The organism is Streptococcus suis (genome assembly GCF_002964045.1).
Lineage (GTDB): Bacteria > Bacillota > Bacilli > Lactobacillales > Streptococcaceae > Streptococcus > Streptococcus suis_U.
On record NZ_POPB01000596.1, the window covers coordinates 1 to 334 of the forward strand.

The 334-nt window shown below is 38.0% G+C and carries 1 protein-coding gene; it reads right to left on the reverse strand.

The features are described 5' to 3' along the window. Nucleotides 1–34: 34 nt before the first annotated feature. Nucleotides 35–334: transposase (locus tag C1E99_RS13060; RefSeq protein WP_161951221.1), on the reverse strand; the 300-nt coding region annotated here is incomplete at its 5' end.

A 334-nucleotide genomic window follows, 5' to 3' on the forward strand; every position in this document is an offset into this window, starting at 1 on the left:
GGCTCTTTGTCAACTGTAGTGGGTAGACGAAAAGCTAACATCTAGAGAGGACGAAATTCGTTCTCTCATTTTTGATGTTTAAAGCAATATATATCTTGGTTTTAAAGTTCGTAAAGTTCCTAAAGCCGAACGCTTGCCTCTTGATGTCTTTGATGAGTTTATTGGTCGCTTCCAGCTTAGCGTTGGAATATGGAAGCTCCATTGCGTTCGTGATGTACGTTTTATACTTTAGAAAAGTTTTAAAAACAGTTTTAAAGGCAGGATTGACAAGCTCCAGATTGTCTTCTAGAAGCTCGAAGAAATATTTCGAGTTCATCTCTTGGAAATGGAAGAG